The organism is Cellulosimicrobium sp. NPDC030954 (genome assembly GCF_055571305.1).
Genome location: NZ_JBVIFN010000001.1, coordinates 706,306 through 732,923 on the forward strand (window position 1 = coordinate 706,306; position 26,618 = coordinate 732,923).

At 74.4% G+C, this 26,618-nt stretch carries 22 protein-coding genes and 3 tRNA genes; 20 read left to right on the plus strand and 5 right to left on the minus strand.

Features of this window, described 5'->3' with window-relative positions; translation table 11 throughout:
- Positions 1–42: 42 nt before the first annotated feature.
- The 14 genes from ACZ402_RS02900 to ACZ402_RS02965 all read left to right on the plus strand — a co-directional run bounded on the left by ACZ402_RS02900 (position 43) and on the right by ACZ402_RS02965 (position 20,486).
- Positions 43–1,017 (plus strand): AAA family ATPase, encoded by a 975-nt coding sequence (locus ACZ402_RS02900; protein WP_375822310.1) that lies wholly within the window; start codon positions 43–45, stop codon positions 1,015–1,017.
- 109 nt (positions 1,018–1,126) lie between these two features.
- The gene (locus tag ACZ402_RS02905) at positions 1,127–2,464 is read left to right on the plus strand and encodes a DUF58 domain-containing protein (protein WP_375822309.1); all 1,338 of its coding nucleotides are present in this window, start codon (positions 1,127–1,129) and stop codon (positions 2,462–2,464) included.
- Entirely contained in the window at positions 2,464–4,965 is a 2,502-nt protein-coding gene (locus tag ACZ402_RS02910) for a transglutaminase-like domain-containing protein (RefSeq protein WP_375822308.1), read from the plus strand. Before ACZ402_RS02905 ends, ACZ402_RS02910 begins: the two co-directional genes overlap by 1 nt.
- Positions 4,962–6,626, plus strand: a complete 1,665-nt coding sequence (locus ACZ402_RS02915) for an RDD family protein (RefSeq protein WP_375822307.1) — start codon at positions 4,962–4,964, stop codon at positions 6,624–6,626. The genes ACZ402_RS02910 and ACZ402_RS02915 overlap by 4 nt, the downstream gene beginning before the upstream one ends.
- Positions 6,623–7,480 (plus strand): PP2C family protein-serine/threonine phosphatase, encoded by an 858-nt coding sequence (locus ACZ402_RS02920; protein WP_375822306.1) that lies wholly within the window; start codon positions 6,623–6,625, stop codon positions 7,478–7,480. Before ACZ402_RS02915 ends, ACZ402_RS02920 begins: the two co-directional genes overlap by 4 nt.
- On the plus strand, positions 7,477–9,135 hold the full coding sequence (locus ACZ402_RS02925) for an FHA domain-containing protein (RefSeq protein WP_375822305.1): 1,659 nt from the start codon (positions 7,477–7,479) through the stop codon (positions 9,133–9,135). Before ACZ402_RS02920 ends, ACZ402_RS02925 begins: the two co-directional genes overlap by 4 nt.
- Positions 9,132–10,943 (plus strand): serine/threonine-protein kinase, encoded by a 1,812-nt coding sequence (locus ACZ402_RS02930; protein ID WP_375822304.1) that lies wholly within the window; start codon positions 9,132–9,134, stop codon positions 10,941–10,943. The genes ACZ402_RS02925 and ACZ402_RS02930 overlap by 4 nt, the downstream gene beginning before the upstream one ends.
- Entirely contained in the window at positions 10,940–11,641 is a 702-nt protein-coding gene (locus tag ACZ402_RS02935; protein WP_141388447.1) for a hypothetical protein, read from the plus strand. Before ACZ402_RS02930 ends, ACZ402_RS02935 begins: the two co-directional genes overlap by 4 nt.
- A gap of 124 nt (positions 11,642–11,765) precedes the next feature.
- Positions 11,766–16,247 (plus strand): FtsK/SpoIIIE domain-containing protein, encoded by a 4,482-nt coding sequence (locus ACZ402_RS02940; protein WP_375822303.1) that lies wholly within the window; start codon positions 11,766–11,768, stop codon positions 16,245–16,247.
- A 135-nt stretch (positions 16,248–16,382) separates the two neighbouring features.
- Positions 16,383–16,655 carry a WXG100 family type VII secretion target gene (locus ACZ402_RS02945; RefSeq protein WP_021482523.1) on the plus strand — a complete coding sequence of 91 codons (273 nt, stop codon included), beginning with the start codon at positions 16,383–16,385 and terminating at the stop codon, positions 16,653–16,655.
- A gap of 177 nt (positions 16,656–16,832) precedes the next feature.
- Positions 16,833–17,306: an LpqN/LpqT family lipoprotein gene (locus ACZ402_RS02950; RefSeq protein WP_375822302.1), complete on the plus strand. Its 474-nt coding sequence runs from the start codon at positions 16,833–16,835 to the stop codon at positions 17,304–17,306.
- Between the two features lie 218 nt (positions 17,307–17,524).
- Entirely contained in the window at positions 17,525–18,937 is a 1,413-nt protein-coding gene (locus tag ACZ402_RS02955; RefSeq protein ID WP_375822301.1) for an FAD-dependent oxidoreductase, read from the plus strand.
- A gap of 188 nt (positions 18,938–19,125) precedes the next feature.
- A complete protein-coding gene (htpX, locus tag ACZ402_RS02960; RefSeq protein WP_353707777.1) occupies positions 19,126–20,010 on the plus strand; it encodes a zinc metalloprotease HtpX in 885 nt (294 codons plus the stop codon).
- Positions 20,011–20,096: 86 nt separating this feature from the next.
- Positions 20,097–20,486: a hypothetical protein gene (locus tag ACZ402_RS02965; protein ID WP_375822300.1), complete on the plus strand. Its 390-nt coding sequence runs from the start codon at positions 20,097–20,099 to the stop codon at positions 20,484–20,486.
- Here the strand turns inward: ACZ402_RS02965 and ACZ402_RS02970 are convergent.
- Genes ACZ402_RS02970 through rarD form a run of 3 tightly spaced genes read right to left on the minus strand, consistent with a single transcriptional unit; the run spans position 20,455 to position 22,930 of the window.
- On the minus strand, positions 20,455–21,357 hold the full coding sequence (locus ACZ402_RS02970) for an HAD family hydrolase (RefSeq protein WP_375822299.1): 903 nt from the start codon (positions 21,355–21,357) through the stop codon (positions 20,455–20,457). The two genes, ACZ402_RS02965 and ACZ402_RS02970, sit on opposite strands and share 32 nt — an antisense overlap.
- A complete protein-coding gene (locus ACZ402_RS02975) occupies positions 21,354–21,848 on the minus strand; it encodes a YajQ family cyclic di-GMP-binding protein (protein ID WP_375822298.1) in 495 nt (164 codons plus the stop codon). Before ACZ402_RS02975 ends, ACZ402_RS02970 begins: the two co-directional genes overlap by 4 nt.
- Positions 21,849–21,904: 56 nt before the next feature.
- On the minus strand, positions 21,905–22,930 hold the full coding sequence (rarD, locus tag ACZ402_RS02980) for an EamA family transporter RarD (protein ID WP_375822297.1): 1,026 nt from the start codon (positions 22,928–22,930) through the stop codon (positions 21,905–21,907).
- A 130-nt stretch (positions 22,931–23,060) separates the two neighbouring features.
- Here rarD and ACZ402_RS02985 point away from each other — a divergent pair.
- The 6 genes from ACZ402_RS02985 (at position 23,061) to ACZ402_RS03010 (ending at position 24,739) form a co-directional block, all read left to right on the plus strand.
- Positions 23,061–23,142 (plus strand) — tRNA-Tyr (locus ACZ402_RS02985).
- 207 nt (positions 23,143–23,349) lie between these two features.
- Positions 23,350–23,422 (plus strand) — tRNA-Thr (locus ACZ402_RS02990).
- A 62-nt stretch (positions 23,423–23,484) separates the two neighbouring features.
- Positions 23,485–23,561: transfer RNA gene (locus ACZ402_RS02995), tRNA-Met, on the plus strand.
- Positions 23,562–23,647: 86 nt separating this feature from the next.
- Positions 23,648–23,818 carry a 50S ribosomal protein L33 gene (gene rpmG / locus ACZ402_RS03000; protein ID WP_021482899.1) on the plus strand — a complete coding sequence of 57 codons (171 nt, stop codon included), beginning with the start codon at positions 23,648–23,650 and terminating at the stop codon, positions 23,816–23,818.
- A 28-nt stretch (positions 23,819–23,846) separates the two neighbouring features.
- Positions 23,847–24,308 (plus strand): FAS1-like dehydratase domain-containing protein, encoded by a 462-nt coding sequence (locus ACZ402_RS03005; RefSeq protein WP_375822296.1) that lies wholly within the window; start codon positions 23,847–23,849, stop codon positions 24,306–24,308.
- Entirely contained in the window at positions 24,305–24,739 is a 435-nt protein-coding gene (locus tag ACZ402_RS03010; protein WP_375822295.1) for a MaoC family dehydratase, read from the plus strand. The genes ACZ402_RS03005 and ACZ402_RS03010 overlap by 4 nt, the downstream gene beginning before the upstream one ends.
- Positions 24,740–24,831: 92 nt before the next feature.
- Here ACZ402_RS03010 and ACZ402_RS03015 read toward each other — a convergent pair whose 3' ends face one another.
- Complete coding sequence (locus ACZ402_RS03015; RefSeq protein ID WP_375822294.1) at positions 24,832–25,860, minus strand: hypothetical protein; 1,029 nt, start codon at positions 25,858–25,860, stop codon at positions 24,832–24,834.
- A complete protein-coding gene (locus ACZ402_RS03020; protein ID WP_375822293.1) occupies positions 25,857–26,510 on the minus strand; it encodes a SigE family RNA polymerase sigma factor in 654 nt (217 codons plus the stop codon). Before ACZ402_RS03020 ends, ACZ402_RS03015 begins: the two co-directional genes overlap by 4 nt.
- Positions 26,511–26,618: the final 108 nt, after the last annotated feature.

The following is a 26,618-nucleotide window of genomic DNA, read 5'->3' on the forward strand; positions in this document are numbered from 1 at the left end:
ACGCCTGCCCTCTCCACAGCACGCAACGAGAAACGGAAACTCATGAGCACGATGACCCCCGAGCAGGCCACCTGGTTCGCTCAGACCTTCGACCGCCTCGTCGGCAACGTGGGCCAGGCCGTCCTGGGCAAGGCGCACGTGGTGCGCCTGACCCTGACGTGCATGCTCTCCGAGGGCCACATCCTCCTCGAGGACGCGCCGGGCACCGGCAAGACGTCGCTCGCCCGCGCCCTCGCGGCGAGCGTCCAGGGCACGAACAACCGCATCCAGTTCACGCCCGACCTGCTCCCCTCGGACGTCACCGGCGTGACGATCTACGACCAGAAGACCGGGAAGTTCGAGTTCCACCAGGGCCCGATCTTCGCCTCGATCGTGCTCGCGGACGAGATCAACCGCGCGTCGCCCAAGACGCAGTCGGCACTCCTCGAGGTCATGGAGGAGGGGCGGGTCACCGTCGACGGCGTGGGCCACGACGTCGGGCGTCCGTTCATGGTCATCGCGACGCAGAACCCCATCGAGCAGGCCGGCACCTACCGGCTGCCCGAGGCCCAGCTCGACCGCTTCCTCATGAAGGCGTCGATCGGGTACCCGGACCACGCGTCGACGGTCGAGATCCTGTCGGGCGCCGCCGTGCGCGACCGGAGCAAGACGCTCCAGCCGCTCATCACGACCCAGGCCGTGACGGAGATGGCCGAGCTCGGCGCGCGCGTGCACGTCGACGGCGCGGTCCTGGAGTACGTCTCCCGGCTCGCCGAGGAGACGCGCAACGCGCCCGAGGTCCGCGTCGGCGTCTCCGTCCGCGGCTCGCTCGCGCTCGTGCGCTGCGCGAAGGTCTGGGCCGCAGCCCACGGCCGCAACTACGTGCTGCCGGACGACATCAAGGAGCTCGCGCAGCCGGCGTGGGCGCACCGCCTCGTGCTCGACCCGGAGGCCGAGTTCGCCGGCGCCACGAACGAGGCCGTGCTCGGCCGCCTGCTCGCCGACGTCGCGGCGCCGCAGGAGCGACGCTCCGCCTGACCGGACGCGCGGCGCTCCCCACGTCGCCCGCCCCCACCGCCCGTCCCGCCGCCGCGCGGACCACCGACCGGCGGACCGTCCTCCCCCGTACCGACCGAGAGCCCATCGCATGAACGCCTCACACGGCCCCTCGACCGGCCGCCCGAGCCCCCGCTCGAGCAGCCCGAGCGGCAGGGCCGGCACGCCACCCGCGTCGTCGGCCCTCGCCGGACTGCTCCGACCCCTCGCAGCGCCCCTCGCCCGGGTCGCCGCGCCGATCGGGCGCGCGCTCGCGCCGGTGACGCGGGCGGTCGAGCCGGTGACGTCGGCGGTCAGCCCGTTCGGCTGGGCCGCGCTCGTCGTCACCGTCGGGGCGTGGTGGGCCGGGCTCGCCTTCTCGTGGCTCGAGCTGCTGGTGGTGGCGATCCTGCTCACGGTGTCGCTGCTCGCCGCGGTGGCGTTCGTGCTGGGCCGCTTCCGCTACGCCGTCGTGCTCGACCTCGCGCAGCAGCGCGTCACGGTCGGCGACCGCGCCGTCGGCCGGCTCGACGTGCGCAACGACTCGGGCCGGCCGCTGCTCCCCTCGGTCATGGAGCTGCCGGTGGGGCAGGGCATGGCGACGTTCCCCGTCCCGCGCCTGCGCCCCCAGGCGAGCCACGAGGAGATCTTCACGGTGCCGACGCACCGGCGCTCGGTGATCTCCGTGGGGCCCGTGCGCTCGGTGCGGGCGGACCCGCTCGGGCTGCTGCGCCGCGAGGTGGTCTGGACCGAGCCCGAGGAGCTCTTCGTCCACCCGCGCGTGAAGAACCTCTCGGGCTCGTCCACGGGCTTCCTCAAGGACCTCGAGGGCCGCGTCACGACGGACATCTCCAACTCGGACGTCTCGTTCCACGCGCTGCGCGACTACGTCCCGGGCGACGACCGTCGTCACATCCACTGGAAGACGACGGCCCGCACCGGGCAGCTCATGGTCCGCCAGTTCGAGGAGACGCGCCGGTCGCACCTCGCGGTGCTCCTCTCGACGCGTGCCGAGGACTACGCGCACGACGACGAGTTCGAGCTCGCCGTGAGCGCGTGCGGGTCGCTCGGCCTCCAGGCGATCAAGGAGGACCGCGGGGTCACGGTCCTCGTCAACGACGGCAACCTGCGCGGCGACCACCGCACCCGCCTGCTCGACGACCTCGCGCGCGTCGAGACGCGCGCGCAGCGGACGTCCCTCGTGGACGTCGCGCGCGTCGCGGGACTGACGATCAGCGACGCGTCGGTCGTGGCGTTCATCGTCGGCAGCAAGGTCACGCCCACCGAGCTGCGGGCGGCGTCCGCCCGGCTTCCCCAGGACGTCCGCGTCATGGCGATCCAGTGCGTCCCCGGGGCCTCGCTCAGCCGGCACGCGATCGCGGAGCTCGTCGTCCTCACCATCGGCGAGCTCGGCGAGCTCCCCCTCGCCCTGCGGAGGCTGAACGACTGATGAGCGCTCCCAGCACCACGACGCGCGGCTCGCGCCGCGCCACCCCGGTCGGCACGCCCGCGCCGTCCTCGGGCACCTCGCAGCGCAACACGACCCGGCTGCGCGGGGCCGACACCCCGCGTGCGCTCACGGCCCTGGGGGCCGTCGACGCGCTCGCGCTCGTGCTCGTCCTCGGCGCGGTCGCCGTCGGGTTCGGGCCCGTGTGGGGCTCGACGGGCTACCTCGTCCCGGCCGCCGGGGGAGCGGTCGTCGGGCTCCTGGTCGCGTGGCTCGGCGCCTGGCGCCGGTGGTCGGCCGCCACGGTCCTCGTGGTCGCGGTCGTCGCGTACCTGCTCCTCGGCGGCGCGCTCGCGCTGCCGGCCGACGCGATCGGCGGGGTGCTCCCGTCGCTGCAGACGATCACCGACCTGCTCCGTGGCGCCGTCACGGGATGGAAGGAGTTCGTCACCACGGTGCCGCCGCTGCACTCCTTCCCGGAGCTCGCGGTCGTCCCGTACCTCCTCATGCTCGCCACCGCGCTCCTCGCGGGGACGATCGCGTGGCGCGCGCGCCGCGCCGAGTGGGCGCTCGTGCCCGTCGTGGTCGCGTTCGTCGGGGTCATCCTCCTCGGGACCGTCATCGCGGCGTTCCCGGTGGTGCAGGGTCTCGTCGCGGGCGGCGTGGGCCTGCTGTGGGCCGGGTGGCGGGTCACGGCCGCACGGTTCGGCGCGCACCAGATCACGACCGAGGCGAGCAAGGCCGCGACGCGGCGGCTCTGGTGGCACCGGGTGCGCACCGGTGCCGCGATGCTCGTCGTCGGCGGCGTCGCCGCGGCGTTCGCCGCCCCCGTGCTGCTCCCGGACGCGCCGCGCACGGTGCTGCGGGAGACCGTCGTGCCGCCCCTGGACCTGCACGAGTACGTGAGCCCGCTCACGGCGTTCCGCAAGTACGCCAAGGACATGCGCGAGGACGAGCTGTTCACCGTGCAGGGGCTCCCGGCGGGCGCCAAGGTCCGCCTCGCCGGTCTCGACACGTACAACGGCGTCGTCTACGACGTCTCCAGCGGGCTGCCCGGCTCGGGCGTCTACACGCGCGCGGGCGAGGAGATCGCGACCGTCGCGTCCGGGACGCCGACGCGCGTCGACGTCCAGGTCGGGGACTACACCGGCGTGTGGGTGCCCGACGTCGGCACGCTCGAGGGCATCACCTACGGGGGCGACCGCGCGCGCGAGCTCGGCGAGACGACGTACTACAACTCGACCACGGGGACGGCGCTGACGACCGCCGGGCTGCGACCCGGCGACTCGTACACGCTCGACACGCTCGTCACGGTCGAGCCCACCGAGGACGACCTGCGGGCGGGCGCGATCGACCAGTCGATCGAGGTGCCGAGGCCGCCCAAGGACGCGCTGCCGGCGTCGCTCGCGGGCAAGGCCGCGCAGTTCATGGGGGAGGAGACGGAGCCCGTCGACCAGCTCTTCGCGCTCCGAGACGGCCTCGTGGCCAGCGGCGTCTTCTCCAGCGGGCTCGACACCCAGCCGCCGTCGCGTCCGGGCCACTCCGCGGAGCGCATCGACACGCTCCTCGCGGACGAGGAGATGGTGGGCGACGACGAGCAGTTCGCCGTGGCGCTCGCACTCATGGCGAACCAGGCCGGCATCCCGGCGCGCGTGGTCATGGGCTTCTACCCCGACATGGAGAAGAACCCGCTCGAGCCGGGCGAGCCGTTCACGGCGACCGGGACCGACGTGCACGCGTGGGCGGAGGTGCCGTTCGTCGGCTACGGGTGGGTGCCGATCACGGCGATCCCCGACGAGGACAACAAGATCCAGCCGGAGCCCAAGAGCCTCCAGGTGCCCAAGCCCCCGATCCTCGAGGACCCGGAGCCGCCGGAGGAGCCCGCCGAGGCCGAGGCCGGGAAGGTCGACGACGAGGAGAAGGAGAAGGCCGAGAGCGACGGCTTCGACTGGGGCCAGGCGGCCCTCGTCGCCGTCGCCGTGGTGGTGCCGCTCGCGCTGCTCGCCCTGCCGGTGATCCTGGTGCTCGCCTACAAGGCGCGCCGGCGGGCCCGACGCCGCGCGGCGTCGCGACCCGTCGACCGCGTGAGCGGAGGGTGGCGCGAGGTCCTCGACGCCGCGACCGACCTGGGGACCCCGGTCCCCGCGGGCTCCACGCGGCGCGAGGGCGCCGGGCTCCTGTCCCAGGCCTACGGTGCGACGGCGACGATCCCCCTCGCGCACCGTGCCGACGCGACGGTCTTCGGCGAGGGCGAGCCGACCGAGCAGGAGATCGAGGCCTTCTGGGCGGACGTGGACACCGTCGTCGGGGGGCTACGCTCCTCCGTGAACCGTCGGGCCCGCGTCCGCGCCGCACTCTCGTTGCGGTCCGTCCGCGCAGCCTCCGGTTCGTCGGGCCTGCGCCGGTGGCTGCCCGGCCGCCGCGCCGGCACGAAGGGTGGCGCCGTGCCCCCGGCGGCAGGGTCGTCGTCGGAGCCGACGAGACGACAGGGAGACGAGTCATGAGCGACGTGACGTGCGCCGCGTGCGGGTCCGCGCAGTCCTCGGGGTCCGCGTTCTGCGCGGTGTGCGGGCAGCCCTTCCCCCGGACGGGGCGCCCGGTCGCCGAGCCCGCCGCGGGCCCGGTCGGGAGCGTCCAGGCCGTCGCCGCGCGCGCGGCGAGCGACCTGCCGTACGCGGCCGCCCCCCACTCGGCGCCGGACACCACGACGGAGCCCGAGGTCTACGCGGCGACCCAGAAGGCGTTCGGCCCGGCCGTCGCGGCGCCGTCGCCGTCGTCGCTCGCGACCGCCCCGTTCGCGGGGAGGGGACGGCGCTTCCTCGCCTACGTGGTCGACGTCGCGGTCCCTGGCCTCGTCGCGCTCGTGGTCGTCGTCGCGGGTCTCGCGATCGTCGGGACGCCGCTCGGCAGCGTCCAGGTCGTGACGCAGGACGAGGCCGCCGCGCTCCTCGGCAAGATGCTCGTGGTCTACGTCGTGGCTGCCGTGCTCGCCCTCGCCTGGTGGGTGGGCGTCTGGTTCTGGGAGGGCTCGACGGGCAAGACGCTCGGCAACCTCCTCACGGGCATCCGCACGGTCGACGCCGGCACGCGCGAGCCGATCGGCTTCGGCCGGGCCGCGCTGCGCTGGATCATCGTCGGCGTCGTGCCGGCGGGCGGGATCCTCGTCGTCCTGCTCAGCCCGGGCTTCGACTCCTCGGGCCGGTCGCAGGGCTGGCACGACAAGGCCGGCCGCTCGCTCGTGCTCGACGTGCGCGGCGTCGCCCCCACGTCCTCGTCGTCCTCGGGCTACGAGGGGGTGTCCTCGCTCATGGCCGGTGCGCCCACGGGCGCCGGCCACGGCGCGGCCGGGGCCTACGCCCCGACGCCCCAGCCGGGATACACCCCCGCACCGGCTCAGCCCGGGTACGCCCCCGCACCGGCCCAGGCGGGGTACGCGCCCTACCCGCCCACCCCGGTCGGCGGCCCGGGTCCTGCGGCCCCGGCCGCACCTGCCGGTCCGGGCGCGTTCGCCCCGTCGGCACCGGCCCCGGCGGGTCCCGCACCGGCCGCGCCCGTCCCGGACCCGTGGGCCTTCCCGTCCTCCCCGGCGCCCGCGGGCGACGGTCTGATCACCGGCGTCCCGGGCGTCGGGAGCGGGCCGGCCCCGGCCGCGCCGCCGGTCCCCGCCACGCCCGCACCCGTTGCACGGCCCGCCGCGGTGACCCCCGGCCCGGTGGCGACGCCCGCCGCCGCAGCGCCCGCCCCCGCGCCCACGCCCGAGCCCGCCGAGGCGGAGTGGGACAGCACGCGCATGACGGCGCGGGACGTCCGTGCCATGGACCCCGCACCCGACGTCTCGGTCGTCATCGAGCTCGAGTCCGGAGAGCGTCGCGCCGTCGACCGCCCGACCCTGCTCGGCCGCAACCCGCAGGCGCCCGACGACGGGCCGTGGAACCTCGTCGCGGTCGACGACCCGACGCGGTCCGTCTCCAAGACCCACGCCGAGCTCCGGGCGGACCCGAGCGGCCTGTGGCTCACGGACCGCGGCTCCACCAACGGCACGGTCGTCTCGGTGCCGGGCTCCCCGCCGCGGGTCGCCGAGCCGGGGACGCGCGTGCGCGTCCCGGTCGGTGCGACGATCCACGTCGGGGACCGCCGCATCGTCGTCCACCCCGGTGCCGCATGACGACCGAGCTGCCGGCCGAGGTCCACCTCGCCTGGGGCGCGGCGTCGCACCGGGGCGCGCGCCGGCTCCTCAACGAGGACCGGTTCCTCGTCTCGCGCTCCGTGTTCTTCGTGGCCGACGGCATGGGCGGCCACGAGGCGGGCGAGGTCGCGAGCGCGACGGCCGTCGAGGCGCTCCGGCCCCTGGCCGACCTCGACGTCGTCACGCCGGACGAGGTCCGCGACCGGATCGCGGTCGCGCAGGAGAACGTGCAGGCGATCGTCACCGAGCCCGGCCGGGGTGCGGGCACCACCGTCACCGGGGTCGTCGTCTCGGAGCAGGACGGGAACCCGTACTGGCTCGTCGTCAACGTCGGCGACTCGCGCACGTACCACCTCGCCGGCGGTCGTCTCGAGCAGGTGAGCGTCGACCACTCGGAGGTCCAGGAGATGGTCGACGCCGGGCTGCTGACGCCCGTGGAGGCCCTCACGCACCCGCGGCGGCACGTCGTCACGCGCGCGCTCGGCTCGCGCAACGCCCCGCAGGTGGACTTCTGGTACCTGCCGATCGAGCGGCACGACCGCGTCCTGGTCTGCTCGGACGGCCTGACGGGCGAGCTCACGGACGAGCGGATCACGGAGGTCCTGCTCTCCACGCCCGACCCGCAGGCGGCTGCCGAGCGCCTGGTCCACGAGGCCATCGCTGCCGGGGGGCGGGATAACATCACAGTCGTCGTCGTCGACGCGACGGGCGTGTCCGACGACACGGGCGGTGGGAGCACGACACCGCGCGACCACGCCGGGGCGCAGGGTCCGGCCGTCGACGAGAACACGCTGCCCAGGGATGTTCGTCTGCAGATCGGGGGTCTGACGTGACGCTGCGCTACGTCACGGGAACCGCACGCGCCGTCGTGCGAGGCGGCACGGTCGTCGTGCTGCCGGGTCCGGTGGAGGCCTCGCTCGTCGAGCAGGTCTGGGACCAGCTCGGCACCGACGCGGGGGTCGTCGAGGTGCTCCAGGTCCTCACGGGCGCCTTCGGCGCGAGCCTGCGGACGGTGCCGCCGTTCGTCGTGGCGGTGGTCGCGGACCGTCGCGTCCACGTCGCCGCGCGCGGGCGGGTGACCGTGACCCTCGAGCTCGACGGCGGCGAGCGCGTGCGGGTCGAGGGCGAGGGCGTCACGACCTGGTCCGAGCGCGTCCTGGACGACGTCGTCGAGCTGCTCGTGCGCGCTGAGACCGGTGTCGTCGGCACCCTCGACGAGGCGCCCGCCGGCGAGCCCCTGCTCGGGGACGCGGCCACGCTGCCGCTCGTCTCCGGCGTGGTCCTCGCGGGCGCCGTCGCGTGGCCCCTCGCCGAGCGTCCCGCCCGGCCGGCTGCCGCGGACGTGCTGGACGACGACGCACCCGTGGCCGAGCCCGCGCCCACGGACCGGCCCTCCTGGGGCTCGGCCGCCGCGCCCACGGCCGTGGAGCCCGCGTCCGCCCCCGTGGTGGCCGCGCCACCGCTCGGCGCGACGCTCCGCCTCCCCGAGGAGACCATCGCGCCCGAGCCGGAGTCCGACGTCCCGGCCCCGCCGGTCCTCGCGGACGAGCCCGCGACGGCGACCGAGGAGCCCGAGGCCGCCGCGTCGCCGGAGGAGGACGCCGACGACGACTACTCCCACCTGTGGGGGTCGACCATCCTGCGGACCGTCGAGGACGCGGCGGTGCGCACCGAGGACGAGGAGGAGCACGACGAGCCCGCGGCCCCGGCTCTCGTGACCCCGCCCGTCCCCCCGGCCCCCGTCGCGGAGGAACCGCCCCTGCCGTCGCCGGCCCCGACCGACGACGGGCTCATCGCGGGTGTCCCGCGGGAGTGGACGGGCGCGACGCCCGCCGCGGCGCACCGCGCCGCGACCGTCGTCGACCCGGACGGCGAGCCCACCGAGGCCGAGCCCGCCTCCGGGCTCGACCACGACGGCCACACCGTCCACTCGTCCGCCATCGCCGACCTGCGCGCGGCCGCGCAGGACGCCGGGGCGGCAGCCCCGGTTCCGCCGCGGCCGTCGTTCAGCGCGCCGCCGGGGCCCGGACAGCAGCAGATCCTGGCGCGCACCTGCGCCCAGGGGCACGCGAACCCGCCGTCGCGGGACACGTGCGCGGTCTGCGGCGGGCCGCTCGAGGGCGACGCCGAGCTCGCGATCCGCCCGCCGCTCGGGCGCGTCGTCGTCTCGACGGGGCAGACGGTCGAGCTCGACCGCCCCGTCGTCGTGGGGCGGCGCCCGCGCACGCCCCGGTCGCAGGCGGCCGAGCTGCCCCGCCTGGTGACGGTCCCCAGCCCGCAGCAGGACATCTCGCGCTCGCACCTCGAGATCACGCTCGAGGGGTGGCACGTGCTCGTGAGCGACATGGCGACGACGAACGGGACCACGCTCCTGCGCGCGGGCCAGCCGCCGCGGCGCCTGCACCCGTCGGAGCCGGTCCTGGTCGTCGACGGCGACGTCGCGGACCTCGGCGACGGCGTGACCCTGGTGTTCGAGGGGATCCGGTGAGCACCAAGCGCGCGCCGTCCCCACCGCCGGAGATCAAGGGCTTCGAGTACGTCTCGCTGGTCGGCTCGGGCGGTTTCTCCGACGTCTTCCTGTACCAGCAGCAGCGCCCTCGCCGGCGCGTCGCGGTCAAGGTCCTGCTGCACGAGTGGTCGAGCCACTCGCAGCGCGCGGCGTTCGACGCCGAGGCCGACCTCATGGCGACGCTCTCGACCCACCCGTCGATCGTCACGATGTACGAGGCGGACATCGCCGACGACGGTCGCCCGTACCTCGCCATGGAGTACTGCTCGCGCCCCAACCTGGGCGCGCGGTACCGCACCGAGCGGCTCTCGGTCGCCGAGGCGCTGCGCACGGCGGTCCAGATCGCCGGCGCCGTCGAGACGGCGCACCGCGCGGGCATCCTGCATCGCGACATCAAGCCGGCGAACATCCTCGTCACCGAGTACGGCCACCCGGCGCTCACGGACTTCGGCATCTCCTCGACGGTCGACGACGCCGCGCGCGCCGAGGGCATGTCGATCCCGTGGTCCCCGCCCGAGTCGTTCGCCGAGCCGCCGCGCAGCGGGATCGCGACCGACGTCTGGGCGCTCGCCGCGACCACGTACACGCTGCTCGCGGGCCGGACGCCGTTCGAGGTGCCCGGCGGGTCCAACTCGAGCGCCAACCTCATCTCGCGGATCGAGACCTCGCCGCTGCCCCCGACGGGCCGCACGGACGTCCCGGCCTCGCTCGAGCGCGTCCTCGCGACGGCGATGGCGAAGAACCCCGGGTCGCGCTACCCGACGGTCCTCGCGTTCGCCCGCGCCCTCCAGCAGGTGCAGAACGAGCTGTCGTACGCGGTCACGCCGATCGACCTGCTCGACGACACGGGGCACGTGCAGGAGGAGGAGCCGGACGACGACGCCGGGACCCGCCTGCGCCAGGTCGTGTCGATCGACCCGTCGGGGCCCGGCGGGACGTCGTCGGGACCGGTCGCACCGAGCCGGCCCACCCAGCCCACGACGCCGCTGCGGCCGGGTCAGCCCGGCGCCCCGTGGCCGGGCCAGACCGTCGCGCCCGGACCGGTCGCCCCGCAGCAGCAGCCGGGACCGCGCGCCCCGCAGCAGCCCTACGCTCCCGCGGCCTGGAGCCAGGGTGCGCCCGCGCACACCGCGGGCACTGCGCCGACGTCCGCCGTCGGTACGGGCGGGCACGCGCCGGTCGCGGAGCTCACGGACCCGTCCCGGATGTACCCAGGCGCCCGGCGCCCGGGCGCCTGGGGCCAGCCGCCCGTCGAGGACACGGTCCACCGGCCCACCGGGCCGGAGGACGGCGGACCGGCCGCCGCGCCCGCGGAGGAGCGGTCGGGCCGCGGTGCGCTGTGGGCGACGCTCGCCGGCGTCGTCGGGGTCGCGGTCGCGGTCGGCGGGTTCTTCCTGCTGCGGCCGGACGCGACCCAGGCGGAACCCGGCCCGACCCCGGACGGCGACGAGACGAGCGAGGTGGACGACGACTTCGTGCCGTCGGACAACCTGGGCGACCTCGTCCCGCCGGTGAACGACCTCGTGGGCACGTACGACCCGGCGCGCGAGGTCGCGACGTTCACGTGGGCGTTCGACTCCGACAAGGCGCAGGAGGGCGACTCGTTCGCCTGGAAGAAGCTGGACCCCATCAAGGACACCCCGTACAAGGAGATCTTCGACGAGACGACCGTCGAGCTCCGGGCGAAGCCGGGCGAGCAGGTCTGCATCGAGGTGATCGTGGACCGCGACGGCAGGTTCTCGGCGTCGCCCCAGAAGGCGTGCGTGACGGCGGAGGGAGCGGCGTGAGCGAGCTCGCGGTCGAGTTCTGCGGGGAGTGGTTCCGCCCGTCCGTGGACGGGGACCCGTTCGACATCGGGCGGGACGGCGACCTCGCGATCGAGGACAACCCGTACCTGCACCGCCGCTTCCTGCGCATCTCGCACGAGGGCGGGATCTGGTGGCTCGCCAACGTCGGGACGCTCATCTCCGCGACGGTGTGCGACTCGGGCGGCGGGGTGCAGTCCTGGCTCTCGCCGGGCAACCGCCTTCCGATCGTCTTCCCGACGACGTCGATCGTCTTCACCGCCGGGCCGACGACGTACGAGCTCACCGCGCAGCTCCGCGGCGCGCCGTACCAGGAGATCCGCTCGGAGGACACGGAGTCGGGCGGCGCGACGACCATCGGCATGATCACCTTCACCACGAGCCAGAAGCAGCTCATCGTGGCGCTGGCCGAGCCGATGCTGCGCCGCGACGGCACCGGCCTGTCCGAGATCCCGTCGTCGGCGGCGGCCGCGGCCCGACTGGGCTGGGCGACGACGCGCTTCAACCGCAAGCTCGACAACGTGTGCGACAAGCTCGACCGGATCGGGGTCAAGGGTCTGCGCGGCGGCCCCGGAGCGCTGGCGACGAACCGCCGTGCGCGCCTCGTCGAGTACGCGGTCGCGTCGCGCCTCGTGACCTCGGCCGACCTGCCCCTGCTCGACCTCACCGACGACGGCTGACCCCGCGGGTCCCGGCGGGCGCGCCCGACGCGCGCCCCGCCCGGTCGCGCCCTCCGCGGCGCCGCCGGACCGTCGTGGCCTCCCACCTGCCCGTCCCTCTCCCCGGACCTGAACAGGAAACTTCGTGCGAATCAAGCTCACGCTGCACCGCCCCGACGCCAGCACGACCAACGTCGCCGTCACTGCCGACGCGACGGCCACCGTGCGGGACGTCGCCGAGGCGCTGTTCGCGGGCGACCCCACCCGGTCGGGCACCGCCGTCCCGGACCGGCTCACGCTCCAGGTCGGGACCGCCCCGTCGGGCTCGGGCCAGGGTCGCGTGCTCTCGCCGACGAGCGACCTCACGGAGGCGGGGCTGCGGTCCGGGTCGACGGTCTCGATCGTGCGCGTCTCCGAGCAGTTCGACGCCCCCGGGCAGGACCGCGGCGCGGCCGTCGCCGTCCTGCGCGTGCTCGAGGGTCCCGACGCGGGGCGCGAGTTCCCGCTGCCCGTCGGGACGAGCTACCTCGGCCGCGACCGCAACATGGACATCCGGCTGAGCGACCCGCAGATCTCCAAGCGGCACGCCCGCCTCACGGTCGGCGAGACGATCGAGATCACGGACACGAACTCGGCCAACGGCCTCGTCATGGGCGGGCAGCGCATGACGCGCTCGACGCTCACGTCGTCGGACACGGTGACGATCGGCAGCACGGTCGTGTCCGTCGTCGCGCTCCACCGCACGACGAGCCTCGCGCCGACGAGCCCGGTCGTGGAGTTCAACCGGTCCCCGCGCGTCGTCGCCCGCTTCCCCGAGCGCAAGCTCAAGGCGCCCAAGCCGCCGCAGCCGCCGGAGCCGCAGCGCTTCCCCTACCTGGCCATGGTCGCGCCGCTGCTCATGGGCGCGATCCTCTACTCCGTCACGCACAACATCCTGTCCATCGTCTTCGTCGGGCTGAGCCCGATCCTCATGCTCGGCAACTACCTGGACCAGAAGGTCCAGGCCAAGCGCAAGCTCAAGGCGCAGCGCGAGCAGTTCGAGGCGGGCGTCGTCGCGATGCGCGAGACGATCGACCGCACGCACGCCGTCGAGCGCGCGGTGCGCCTCTCGGAGGCCCCGTCCGTGGGCGACACGGTCGACGCGGTCCGGCGGCTCGGCGGGCTGATGTGGACGCACCGCCCGGAGCACGACGCGTTCCTCTCCGTCCGCATCGGGCTCGGCGCCGCGCCGTCGCGCACCCAGCTCGAGCAGCCGGGCGAGAACAACACGCTGCCGGAGTACTGGAACGAGCTGGAGAAGCTGCACGCCCAGTGCGCGACGATCTCCGGCGTCCCGGTCGTCGCGCGCCTGCGCACGGACGGCGCGCTCGGCGTCGCCGGCGCGGGGTCCGCGGTCGACGCCGTCGCGCGCGGGATCCTCGTCCAGCTCGCGGGTCTGCACTCGCCGTCGGAGCTCGTGCTCGCGGCCATGACGTCGCAGCGCTCGCGCGCCGACTGGGAGTGGCTCGAGTGGCTGCCGCACACCGGGTCGCCGCACAGCCCGCTGGGCGGCGACCACCTCGCCGACAACCCCGGCGCGGCCCAGGCGCTGCTGTCGCAGCTCGAGGACCTCGTCGAGGCGCGCGGGGCCGACCTCGACACGCACGCCGAGCTGCGCGGGCCGATCGACCCCGAGGAGGGCGAGGACACGCCCAAGCCGGTGCTGCCGACCGTCGTCGTGCTCGTCGAGGACGACGCCCCGGTGGACCGCTCCCGCCTGACGCGCCTCGTGGAGCGCGGCGCGGACGCGGGCGTGCACGTCGTCTGGGTCGCCCCCTCGGTCGAGCAGCTCCCTGCCGCGTGCCGCACGTTCGTCCTCGTGGACACCGTCGACGCGGCGGGCGCCGCGCCGGGCGCCACCGCGGGCGCGACGAGCGGCGAGGTCCGGGTGGGCCGGCTGTCGTTCCCGGTGGCGTGCGAGACGGTGGACCTCGCGACGGCCCACGAGGTGGCGCGCATCCTGGCCCCGGTGGTCGACGTCGGCGCGCCCGTCGACGACGACTCCGACCTCCCGCGCTCGGTCTCCTACCTCACGCTCGCCGGCACGGCGCTGGCGGAGGACCCGTCCCGCCTCATCGACGCGTGGCGCGAGAACGGCTCCCTGACCCCGCGCGACGGGTCCCCGCCCGTGCGGCGCAAGGCGCCGACGAACCTGCGCGGGCTCGTCGGGCACTCGGGCACCGAGCCGCTCTACCTCGACCTGCGCACGCAGGGCCCGCACGCGCTCGTCGGCGGGACGACCGGCGCCGGCAAGTCCGAGTTCCTCCAGTCGTGGGTGCTCGGCATGGCCGCCGCCCACAGCCCGGACCGCGTGACGTTCCTGTTCGTCGACTACAAGGGCGGCGCGGCGTTCGCCGACTGCGTCAACCTGCCGCACACCGTCGGCCTCGTCACCGACCTGTCGCCGCACCTCGTGCGCCGCGCCCTGACGTCGCTGCGCGCAGAGCTGCGCTACCGCGAGCACCTGCTCAACCGGAAGAAGGCCAAGGACCTGGCCTCGCTGGAGCGGACCGGCGACCCCGACGCGCCGCCGAGCCTGCTCATCGTGGTCGACGAGTTCGCCGCCCTGGTCAACGAGGTCCCGGAGTTCGTCGACGGCGTCGTGGACGTCGCCCAGCGCGGTCGCTCGCTCGGCCTGCACCTCATCCTCGCGACGCAGCGCCCCGCCGGCGTCATCAAGGACAACCTGCGCGCGAACACGAACCTGCGCGTCGCGCTGCGCATGGCGGACGAGGACGACTCGACGGACATCCTCGGCATCCCGATGGCCGCGCACTTCGACCCGTCGATCCCGGGCCGCGGCGCGGTGAAGACCGGCCCCGGCCGCATCACGCCGTTCCAGACCGGCTACGCGGGCGGCTGGACGACGTCGCAGCCCGAGCGGTCGCGCATCGACATCCAGGAGATGGCGTTCGGCTCCGACATCCGCTGGGAGCTGCCGGAGCCCGAGGTCGAGGAGGTCACCGACCCGGGCCCCAACGACATCGCCCGCGTGGTGTCGACGATCTCGCGGGCCGCGACGGAGGCCGCGGTCCCGATGCCGCGCAAGCCGTGGCTGGCCGAGCTCGCCCCGACGTACGACCTCGCCCGCCTGCCCAACCCCCGCACCGACACCATGCTGCTGCTCGGGGTGGAGGACGACCCGACGACCCAGGCGCAGCCCACGGTCTTCTACGAGCCCGACCGCGACGGCAACATGGCGATCTACGGCACCGGCGGCTCGGGCAAGAGCGCGACCCTGCGGACGATCGCGGTCTCCGCGGCCATCACGGCGCGCGGCGGTCCCGTCCAGGTCTACGCGATCGACGCGGGCGCGAGCGGGCTGCGCATGCTCGAGGACCTGCCCCACGTCGGCGCGGTCATCACGGGCGACGACGAGGAGCGCGTCCAGCGCGTGCTGCGCACGCTGCGCGACCTCGTCGACGAGCGCTCGGCCCGGTACGCCTCGGTCCGTGCGGGCAGCCTCGACGAGTACCGCCGCCTCGCGAACGCTCCCGACGAGCCGCGCATCCTGCTGCTGGTCGACGGGATCGGCGCGTTCCGCGAGTCCTACGAGTTCCGGCCCGCGCACGCGTTCCCCGTGTGGGGCGCGTTCACGGCGATCGCGACCGACGGCCGCCAGGTCGGCGTGCACGTCGTCGTCGCGGGCGACCGGGCGGCGTCGGTCCCGACGTCGCTGGGGTCGACGATCCAGAAGCGGCTCGTGCTGCGCCTGGCGAGCGAGGACGACTACCTGACGCTCGGTGTCCCCAAGGACGTCCTGTCGCTCACGTCCCCGCCCGGACGCGGCGTGCTCGACGAGAACGAGGTCCAGATCGCGGTCCTGGGCGGCGACCCGAACGTGGCGCTGCAGGCGCGCGAGCTGGGCAAGCTGCGCGACGCGATGACGCGCCTCGGCATCCAGCAGGCGCCGGGCGTCGAGCGGCTGCCCGACGGCTTCGCGCTGGACACGCTGCCCGAGGTCACGGGGGGTCGGCCGACGATCGGCCTCGACGACCTCGACATCGCCCCGGTGGCGCTGCCCGCCCGGGGGACGTTCATGCTCTCGGGCCCGCCCGGGGGAGGTCGCACGACGGCCCTCGTCACCATCGCCCAGGCCGTGCGCCGGGCGCGCGCGGGCCGGGTCGTGTACCTCTCGCCGCGCCGTACCAGCATCTCGGCGCTCGACGTGTGGGACACGGCGGCCACGTCGCCCGAGGAGGTCGTGACGCTCCTCGAGTCGCTCACGCAGGCGCTCGACGGCGGGTCGTTGCGTCCCGGTGCGCTCACCGTGCTCGTCGAGTCGGTGACGGAGTTCACGGGGACGCCGGCCGAGCAGCCGCTCGTCGCGTTCGTGCGGGCCGCCACGCGTGCCGAGCAGCTCGTCGTGGGCGAGGCCGAGTCGTCGACCTGGGGGCAGGCGTGGGCCATCGCGCAGCCGTTCAAGGCCGGACGCAGCGGCCTGCTCCTCACGCCGGGCGACCTCGACGGCGACACCTTGCTCGGGACCGGTCTCGGCCGGATCCGGCGCGCGGACTTCCCGCCGGGACGAGGCTTCCTCGTCGTCTCCGGGAGGGCGCGCAAGCTGCACGTCGCGCTCCCGCGGTAGCGACGTGACGCCCGCGGGGACCTCATGGGGACACCTCCCCATCGACGGGGCTCGCGGGCCGATGGTTGAGTAAGGCCATCGACAACGGGACGACGTCCACGCAGGGTGGGGGTCGAGACACAGAAGGAGAACACCATGGCTGGTGGCATGTGGGGCGCGAACGTCGAGGAGCTGCGTGGGCTCGGTCAGACGCTGCAGCAGAAGGCGGACGAGATCCGCACGACCATGCAGAACCTGAACTCCCAGATCCAGAGCGTGCCGTGGGAGGGCCCCGACGCCCAGCAGTTCAAGGGCAGCGACTGGCCGGCCGCGCAGACGCAGCTCAACAACGTCGCGCAGACGCTGACGGACGCGGGCCAGAAGGCCACGCAGAACGCGCAGCAGCAGGAGCAGGCTTCGAACAGCTGATCCGCTGAGCTCCACCGAGGGCGCGGGACCCAGGACGGGTCCCGCGCCCTCGGTGTGTCCGGGGCCGGGCGGTCACGGCCGCGGCCGCCGGGGATCGCGGACGCAACGGGTCTGCGAGACTGCTGGCGCGCCCCCGCCCCGTCGGAGCGCGACGAGAGCGACGAGAGGACCTGACGCATGGCCGTGCTGCGCTACCCGAGCGACGACTTCCCCGCGAGCGTGGGGGTGCGGGTCGACGCGCCGGACCGCTGGGTCCCGCTGCCGCACGTCGCCCTGCCGCTCGCGCTGGGGCGCGAGGTGGAGGAGGGGGAGTTCAACCCGAACGTCATCGTCGTCGTCTCGCGCATCCGGGCCGAGCAGACGCTCGACGACGCGCACGCCGAGGTGCTGCGCAAGCTCAAGCCACTGCCGCGGCTGCGCCAGCTCGACGGCGGCGACGTGGAGGTGGACGGCCTGCCGGGGCGATGGGTCGAGGCGTCCTTCAAGGGCGGCGGGGGAGCGGTGCTCGTGCAGTCGGTGCGGACGGTCGTCGTCCCGCGCGGGCCGGTGGCGGACCTCGTCCAGACGACGGGGACGTGCACGCTCCTGCAGCACCCGTGGGCCGCCGACGAGATCCGCGCGGTGCAGGACAGCCTCCGGATCGACCGCTGATCCGAGCGTTACATTCGCCCGGATCACAAGACGAGGTATCCACCTGGCGAGACCGGTGAGACCCTGGTCATGGAGGAGAGGGTCCGAGTGAGGCAACCCTCACCCCAGTCGTACAATCGAGAGGTCTCCTGCGGCCGGTACCCGAACCGGTCGACGCGGAACGGCCCGTCGGCCGCGCGGGAGAGACCCCCGTCCTCGACCGGAAGGCGCACCGTCCTGTGAGCAGCATCCGTCCACTGCGCGTCGCGATCGTCGGCGCTGGTCCCGCCGGGATCTACGCCGCGGACATCCTGTCCAAGACCGACCTCGACGTGAGCATCGACCTGTTCGAGCGTCTGCCCGCGCCGTTCGGCCTCGTGCGCTACGGCGTCGCCCCGGACCACCCGCGCATCAAGCAGATCATCGTGGCGCTCCACAAGGTGCTGAGCCGCGGTGACATCCGCCTGCTCGCGAACGTGGACTACGGCGTCGACCTCAAGCTGGACGACCTGCGCCAGTACTACGACGCGGTGATCTTCTCCACGGGATCGATCCGCGACGCGGCTCTGCCGATCGAGGGCATCGACCTGCCGGGCTCGTACGGCGCCGCCGACTTCGTGTCCTGGTACGACGGCCACCCGGACGTCCCGCGCGCGTGGCCGCTCGAGGCGCAGCAGGTCGCCGTCCTCGGCGCGGGCAACGTGGCGCTCGACGTCGCGCGCGTGCTCGCCAAGCACGCGGACGACCTGCTGCCGACCGAGGTCCCGCACAACGTCTACGAGATCCTCAAGTCCTCGCCGGTCACGGACGTGCACGTCTTCGCCCGCCGCGGGCCGGCGCAGGCCAAGTTCTCGCCGCTCGAGCTGCGCGAGCTGGGCCACGTCCCCGACGTCGACGTCATCGTGTACCCGGAGGACTTCGAGTTCGACGAGGGCTCGATGGCCGCGATCAGCTCGTCGAACCAGACCAAGCAGGTCGTCAAGACCCTCGCGGACTGGACGCTGAAGGACCCGAGCGAGAACACGGCCTCGCGCCGCCTGCACCTGCACTTCCTCCACGCCCCGGCAGCCGTCCTCGGCGACGGCAAGGTCGAGGCGCTGCGCACCGAGCGCACGCAGCTCAACGGCGACGGCACCGTCTCCGGCACGGGCGAGTTCCACGAGTGGCCCGTGCAGGCCGTGTACCGCGCGGTCGGCTACTTCGGGTCGCCGCTGCCGGAGATCCCCTTCGACGAGCTCAAGGGCGTCATCCCGAACCGCGAGGGCCGGGTCATCGACATCGACGGCGAGCACATCCCCGGCGTGTACGCGACCGGCTGGATCAAGCGCGGGCCGGTCGGCCTCATCGGCCACACCAAGTCGGACGCCTCCGAGACGGTCCGCCACCTCGTCGAGGACGTCACCGGTGCGGGCGACGGCGGCGACGTGGCGGCCGCGGACCTCTCCGCGGGGCGCGTCGCCCCGCTCGGCGACCCCGAGGCCGTCGTGGAGTTCCTCCGCGAGCGCGGCGTCGACCACATCGAGTGGTCGGGCTGGGAGCTGCTGGACGCGTACGAGCGCTCCCTCGGCGAGCCGCACGGGCGCGAGCGCATCAAGGTCGTGCCCCGCGAGGACATGATCCGCGTGGCGCGCGGCGAGTCGCAGGTCGGCTGACCCGCCGGTCGCGCCCGAGCCCCTGAGCACGACGGCGCCCCACCCTCTCCGGGTGGGGCGCCGTCGTCGTCGTGCCCGGGAACGGGACGGTCGCCTCGGGCGTTCATCAGGTGGGCGTCGACGGGGTCGGCGCCCGTCGGGTGCCCGGCGGACCACGCGGGTGCCCGGGGCGCGGAAGGGAGCACAGCGTGGGGCGTCAGCACTTCAACGGTCTCAAGACGGCCGGCCTGTTCGGCGTCATGTGGGCCATCGTCCTCGGCCTCTGGGCGCTGTTCGGCGCCAGGGCGAACCTGCTGTGGCTGTTCGTCGGCATCGGGCTCGTGACGACGTTCTACGGGTACTGGAACTCCGACAAGATCGCGATCCGCGCGATGCACGCGCGCCCCGTGAGCGAGCTCGAGCAGCCCGCCATGTACCGGATCGTCCGCGAGCTCTCGACGGAGGCGCGCCAGCCGATGCCGCGCCTCTACGTCTCGCCCACGCAGGCGCCCAACGCGTTCGCGACGGGCCGCAACCCGAGGAACGCGGCCGTGTGCTGCACGGAGGGCATCCTGCGCCTCCTCGACGAGCGCGAGCTGCGCGGCGTGCTGGGGCACGAGCTCATGCACGTGTACAACCGCGACATCCTCACGTCGTCGGTCGCGGGCGCGCTCGCCGGGGTGATCACCTCGCTCGCGCAGTTCCTGCTGATCTTCGGGGGCGACCGCGACCGCGGCGGCAACCCGCTCGCGGCGATCGCGATGGTCGTCCTCGCGCCCGTCGCGGCGATGCTGATCCAGCTCGCCATCTCCCGCACGCGCGAGTACGACGCCGACGAGGACGGCGCGAAGCTCACGGGCGACCCGCTCGCCCTCGCGTCCGCGCTGCGCAAGCTCGACGCGGGCACGCAACGGGCCCCGCTCCCGCAGAACCGCGACCTCGTGGACGTCTCGCACCTCATGATCGCGAACCCGTTCCGGGGAGCCGGCGTCGCCAAGATGTTCGCGACCCACCCGCCGATGGCGGAGCGCATCAAGCGGCTCGAGACGATGGCCGGGCACGGCCCGGGCTACGGCGGCATCACCTACCACTGACGGGCGCGTGGTTGGCGTGCCGGGCGGGGCCACGGGCGCGGCAGACGCGCAGCGCCGACGCGCGGGGCAGGTGGCACGATGACCCCGTGCCCCGCCGCCGAACGCATCTCGCGCGCGACCTCGCCCTCGTGCTCCTCGCGCTCGGCGGCCCGGCGCTCGTCCTGCGGCAGCGGCACGGGCGGGGGTGGATCGTCGACGACGTCGTGACGGCCGTGACGGTCTCCGGGCTCGTGTGCCTGGCGGCGGCCGTCGGTCTCGCGCTGACGCGGCGCGCGCCCGGCCCGGTCGCGCGCGAGACCGCGCTCTACGTCGTCGTGGGGGTCTTCACCGCCGTCGGGGCGGGGGTCGGCACGTGGCGCGTCCTCGACGACCAGGCGCTCGCGCAGGGCTGGGTCGGCCTGCTCGCCGCGTACGCCGCGGTCGCCCTCCACGTCGGGCTGGCGGTCACGGCGCGGAGGCGCCGCCCGGCGCGCTGACCCCCAGCGCGTCGAGGAGGACGGCGGCGACGCCGTCGTCGTCGTTCGCGGCGGTGCGGTCGGTCGCCGCGGCCAGGACGTCGGGGTGCGCGTTCGCGACGGCGAACGAGCGGCCCGCCCAGCGCAGCATGGGCAGGTCGTTGGGCATGTCCCCGAACGCCCAGACGTCCCGCGCGTCGACGCCGAGCCGGGCGCACCAGCGCGCGAGCGCGGCGTCCTTGGTCACGGCGGGGGCGAGCAGCTCGGCGAGGCCCGCGGCGCCCGAGTAGGCGAGGTGCGCGCGGTCGCCGACGGCCCCGCGCACGCGCGCGAAGAACCCCTCCTGCGCCGTCGTCTGCCCGTCCGCGACGACCACGGGCTGCGTCGCGGGGGCGTCCTCGACCGGCGCGCCGGGATCCCGCGCGAGGATCTTGCCGACGGGCCACCGGGTGCCGGTGCCGGCACCGGGCGCAGCGAGCGTCGACTCGACCACGGCGACGACGTCCGCGTCGTCGTCCGGGGTGGAGCGGAAGCCCGGGTCGAACGTCGGCCCGTCGACTCTCTCGAACGCGAGTGCGACGCCCGGCACGGCGGCCCGCAGGTCGGTGACGAGCGCGGCCGCCTCGTCCGCGGCGAAGCCGCACACGTCGAGCGGGTTCGCGGTGGCCAGGTCCCACACCGCCGCGCCGCCGAGACAGATGACGTGCCCGTGCCCGCCGACGACGTCGGCGAGCTGACCGAGCCAGCGGGGCGGGCGCGCCGTGACGAACACGACCTCGACGCCCGCGTCCTCGCTGGCGCGCAGCGCGGCGCGCGTACGGTCGGAGACGGTCCCGTCGGAGCGCAGGAGCGTGCCGTCGAGGTCCGTCGCGACGACCCGCGGGAGGCTCACCGGTAATTGGTGAACTGCAGGGCGACGTCGAGGTCGGCGCTCTTGAGCAGCGCGATGACGGTCTGCAGGTCGTCGCGCGACTTGCTCGTCACGCGCACCTCGTCGCCCGTGATCTGGGTCTTGACGGCCTTGGGCGCCTCGTCGCGGATGATCTTGGTGATCTTCTTCGCGTTCTCGCTCGACAGGCCCTCCTTGAGGGTCGCCGCGAGGCGGTACTCCTTGCCCGAGGCCTTGGGCTCCTTGTCGCCCGTGTCGAGCGACTTCAAGGAGATGCCGCGCTTGATGAGCTTGGTCTCGAAGACGTCGAGGATGGCGAGCACGCGCTCCGCCGAGTTGGCGACCATGACGATGCTCTCGCCGCTCCACGCGATCGAGGCACCGACGTTGCGGAAGTCGTAGCGCTGCGCGACCTCCTTGGCGGCCTGGTTCAGCGCGTTGTCGACCTCCTGGCGGTCGACCTTGCTGACGATGTCGAACGAGGAGTCGGCCATGGGTGGTCCTCTCTCGGGCCGGAACGGGTGCTGGGTCCCACCGTAGTCGAGCGGGCTCAGGCTCGGGTCGCGAGACGCGTCGCGTGCGCCGCCCGCAGCCCGTCGACGGAGAGCACGACGAGCGCGGCCCAGACGAGCGCGAAGCCGGCCCACCGGGTCGGCGACATGGGCTCGTGGAAGACGAGGAGGCCGACCAGGAACTGCAGCGCCGGGCCGAGGTACTGCAGCAGCCCGACGACGCTCAGCGGGAGCCGTCGCGCGGCGGCGCTGAAGAGGAGCAGCGGCAGGGCCGTGACGATCCCGGCGGACGCGAGCAGGAGCGCGTGGCCGGTGCCCTCGGCGCCGAACGTGCCGGCGCCGGTCGTGCCCAGCCAGACCAGGTACGCGAGGGCGACGGGGGTGAGCACGGCCGTCTCGACGGCGAGGCCAGGGAGCGCCTCGACCGTGCGGCCCACGCGGTTCTTCACGAGGCCGTAAAGGCCGAACGAGGCCGCGAGCGCGAGCGCGATCCACGGCAGGCCGCCCGCGCCCGTGCTGATGACGACGACGGCGGCGACGCCGATGCCGACGGCCGCCCACTGCGCGGGGCGCAGCCGCTCGCGCAGCACGGCGACGGCGAGCAGGACCGTGACGAGCGGGTTGATGAAGTACCCGAGCGCGGCGTCGAGCACGTGGCCGCTGAGGACGCCGTACACGTAGACGGTCCAGTTGGTGACGATGAGGACGGCCGCGACGGCGAGCACGCCGAGCGGGCGTGGGGTGCGCAGCGCGGTGACGAACCCGCCGAGCTGGCGCGTCGCGGCGAGGAGCACGAGGCAGAAGAGCAGGCTCCACACGACCCGGTGCGCGATGATCTCGAGCGGCGCCGCGGGCACCAGGAGCGGGAAGTACAGGGGCATCGCGCCCCACAGGAAGAACGCGCCGGCACCGAGCAGGAGGCCCCAGCGGTCGGTCGGGGCGGGGGCGCCGGGCGGGCGGGCGGACGGCGCGGCCGGGGCGGGCGAGGACGGTGCGCCGGTGGGCGCGGGGCCGGGGGTCCCGGTGCCGGGGAGGTGGTCCGGCGCGGGGGCGGGGTGGGTCACCGCATCACTGTACGGACGGGTGCCCACACGCGGATTTCGCACCTGGTCCGGTCGGGCTGTATCGTTGGCACGCCCGCACGGCAGGGGCTGCACCTGGTGCAGCCGCTCTCGGCGTGCGACAACTCCACACGGCAGGTTGCCCGAGCGGCCAAAGGGATCTGACTGTAAATCAGACGGCTCAGCCTTCGGGGGTTCGAATCCCTCACCTGCCACCGGAGCGACGGGGCGCCACCCACGGGTGGCGCCCCGTCGTCGTCTGCCCGGAGTCGTCGTCGGCACCGGCTCTCCCGGCGCGCTGCGCCGTCCGGTGCCGTCGGACGGCGTGCGACGCCGGCGGCGAGCGGTGCTGGAGGGCCCAGGAACGGCGGAACGGCGCCGATTTCGTTCGACGCCGTGTTCCGTGTAAAGTTTTCCGCGCTGCCCCGATAGCTCAGTCGGCAGAGCATCTCCATGGTAAGGAGAAGGTCAAGGGTTCGATTCCCTTTCGGGGCTCTGTGGTGACGCGGGGTCGTCTTGCTGGAATACTGGCGAGACGACCTCGCGTTCAGTCACGCGGCGGGGTAGCTCAGATGGTTAGAGCGCACGACTCATAATCGTGAGGTCGCGGGTTCGATCCCCGCCTCCGCTACCACTTTCGACAACCTCGCACGACGGCCGGCGTCGTGCGACCTGCACAGCACATGCGCCCTCCGGAGGCGCGAGAGGTGGCTCACTACCGTGGCAAGCAAGAGCGCTGACGTTCGCCCCAAGATCACGCTGGCCTGCGTGGACTGCAAGGAGCGCAACTACATCACGAAGAAGAACCGTCGCAACGACCCGGACCGCCTGGAGCTCGCGAAGTTCTGCCCGCGCTGCGGCAAGCACACCGCGCACCGCGAGACCCGCTGAGCCTCCGGCTCCGCGCCCGCGCACCGCAGTGAGCGTCAACCTGGCCTACGTCGGCCGCGAGTACCCCGCCAACGCGCCGTACTCGGTGGGACGCGAGAAGCTGCGGGAGTTCGCGGGCGCCGTCGGCGCCACCCACCCCGTGCACCACGACCTCGTGGCGGCGCGGGGTGCGGGCTATCCGGACCTCGTCGCACCTCCGACCTTCGCGGTCGTCGTCGCCCAGCGGGCGGAGGGGCAGCTCATCGAGGATCCCGAGGCGGGCATCGACTTCTCGCGCGTCGTCCACGCGGACGAGCGCTTCACGCACCACCGGCCGATCGTCGCGGGCGACGAGCTCGTGACCGTGCTGCACGTGGACTCGATCGTCGAGCGGGCCGGCCTCGCCATGGTCACCACGCGCTGCGAGATCGCCGCGGTCCTGCCCGACGGCGGCACCGAGCCGGTCTCGACCGTCACCTCCACCCTCGCCGTCCGTGGGGAGGGCGCATGAGCACCGACGTCACCCGCCCCGTCCTCACGGACCTCTCCGTCGGCGACGTGATCGGCACGCGCACGGTCGAGGTCGACCGCGCGCGCCTCGTCCGCTACGCCGGTGCGAGCGGCGACTTCAACCCGATCCACTGGAACGACGCCTTCGCGGCCGAGGTCGGCCTGCCGGGCGTCATCGCGCACGGCATGTTCACCATGGGCGCGGCCGTCGCTCTGGTCGAGGACTGGGCCGGGGACCCGGGCGCCGTCGTCGACTACCAGACGCGCTTCACGCGCCCCGTGCCCGTGCCGAACCCCGGCGTCGCGACGCTCGAGGTCACCGGGACCGTCGGCGTGATCGACGCCGACGCCGGCACCGTCCGCGTCGACCTCACGGTCACGTCCGAGGGCGCGCGCGTGCTCGGCAAGACGCAGGCCGTCGTCCGCCTCTGACCGCGTCGCCCCGGGCGGGCGACACCGTGCTCCTGACGCCACGAGGGCGCCGCACCCGGCCGGGTACGGCGCCCTCGTCGTCTCGCGCGGACTCAGCAGGTCTTCCAGCAGTCGGGGCCGCCGCTCTCGGGGGGCGGCCCGGCAACCTCGCCCTCGTCGAGGTACGTGGTGCGATCCACGACGTGCTGCAGCGCGGCACCCTCGTCACTCGTCCCCGCGGTCGGGTCGTCGTCGGTGGGCTCGTTGCCGAACGCGCTGAGGTCGACGTCGAAGGTGAGCTCGAGGAGCCGGTGCTCGGCGGTGTCGTAGACGAAGCGCACGATCCGGTTGCTCTGGTCCTCGCCGACCCACTCGAGGCCCTCCCCGGCGCGACCCAGCGTGTCCTGGACGGCACCCAGCGGGGTGCTGCCCGTCAGCCCGGTCAGCGTCGCCCACAGCCCGTCGCGCACGGCGGGCGACGTGGGCCCGCTCTTGAGGAGGTTCCACGTCTTCTGGGCGAGCGCGTCCTCGTTCACCGACCCGAGCTCCGCGCGGATGCTGTCGCGCAGGAGCGCGTCGAGCTCCGCAGGGTCCGTCGGGAGCGTGGCGGCTGCGTCCCAGCTGAGCCGGACGAGCTCCCCGTCGACGACGAGCGACCCGAACGTCGAGCCGGGCCAGGGGTCCAGGGCCTCGACCCCTTCGAAGGCCCGGTACGAGTCGCCCTCCGGGTCGCGGGCGGTCCAGTACGTGATGCCCTGCGTGCTCTCTTCCGTCCGTCCGTCGATGGTCGTGTTCGTCGTGGTCGTCAGGGTCCGGACGCGCCAGTACGGCCCGTCGGAGGGGCCGTTGCCCTGCGGTCTCCCGTCAGGACCCAGGGCCGTGGCGTCGCCGCCGCTCGCCGGGGCGAGCTGCGACGGGTGGGTGGGACTGGGTTCCGCCCAGTAGCTCGCGGCGCCCACCCCGCCGGCGACGACCGCGAGCGCGCACAGGCCCGAGACGACGGTGCGGCGCCGTCGTCGGCCGCGGCGGGCCGTCGGGAGCACGCGGTCGGTGTCGACGTCGATGCGGGGGGCGAGCGCGTCGACCCGCGCGCGCAGCGCGTGGGCGAACGTCTCGTCGTCGGTCGGAAGGGTGCCGGTCATGGCTGCCTCCTGTCGGTCCGGTCGGTGGAGAGGGGGTGCGGCGCGGGGGCAGGCCACTGCGCGCGGCCCCGTGCGTCGGCGGGATCGGCGGCGCCGAGGACCGAGCGCAGCTGGGCGAGCCCCCGCGAGGCTGTGGACTTCACGGTCCCGACAGAGACGCCGAGGTCGTCGGCGACCTCCTTCTCGCTCAGCCCGACGAGGTGGCGCAGCACGACGATGCGGCGCTGGCGGGCCGTGAGCGTCGCGAGCGCGCGGACGAGGACGTCCCGCTCGGTGTGCTGGTCGGCCCGGGCGTCGCTCGCGGTCTCCGGGAGGTCGGGCGGGGCGACGAGCACCTCCCGGCGTCGTCGCCGCCACGTGTCGACCCGCAGGTTCGCGAGCGTGCGGCGGGCGTAGGCGTACGGGTCGCGCTCCCGCGCCGCGCGCCAGTGCAGGTACGTGCGGGTCAGGGCCTGCTGGACGAGCTCGTCGGCCAGGTGCACGTCGCCGCACAGCAGCCACGCGGTGCGTGCGAGCCGGGGCGCGGCGCTCGCCATGAAGTCGCTGAACTCCTGCTCGTGCGACGTGGCGGCCCGCACCACGGGGAGGACGGCGTCGGGGGGTGGGCTCTCGTCGGGTTCGTCGTCGGCCGAGAGGGCGATCGCGTCCACGGTCATGACTGTCACACGCACGACGCCCCCGGAAGGTTGAGTCTCGCGCGGCGGTGGGGCGCACGATTCGACATCGTTCGCCACGGCCTGCCCCCTTTCGCCATGGGA